The organism is Caulobacter sp. 10L414, assembly GCF_056395525.1.
This window is the reverse complement of sequence record NZ_JBFTJR010000151.1, coordinates 1-415: the sequence shown is the minus strand read 5'-3', so window position 1 is coordinate 415 and position 415 is coordinate 1. Positions and strand designations below refer to the sequence as shown.

The following is a 415-nucleotide window of genomic DNA, read 5'->3' as shown; positions in this document are numbered from 1 at the left end:
GATCGTGCCCTGGGCCGCCGGCGGCTCCACGGACATCCTGGCGCGCGTGCTGTCCGAACACCTGACCAAGTCGCTCGGCCAGCCGGTCATCGTCGACAACCGCCCCGGCGCCTCGGGCAATATCGGCTCGGCCACGGTCGCCCGGGCCCAGCCGGACGGCTACACGCTGCTGATCGGCTCGATGAGCACCCACGCGATGAACCCCTCGCTGATGCCCAACATGCCGTTCAAGGGCGTGGAGGACTTCACCCCGCTGGGGCTGCTGGCCTACGTGACGAACACCATGGTGGTGCATCCGTCGGTGCCGGCGAAGAACGTCAAGGAACTGATTGCCTACGCCAAGGCCAATCCGGGCAAGCTGGCCTACGCCAGCGCCGGCTCCGGCTCCACCAACCACCTGAGCGCGGTGCTGTTC

Annotated in this window: 1 protein-coding gene; it reads left to right on the top strand. The window is 68.2% G+C overall.

Annotation, left to right across the window (positions count from 1 at the left end):
* Positions 1-415 (top strand): Bug family tripartite tricarboxylate transporter substrate binding protein (locus tag AC1DCG_RS25155; RefSeq protein ID WP_477041760.1); only part of this gene is annotated, 415 nt, incomplete at both ends.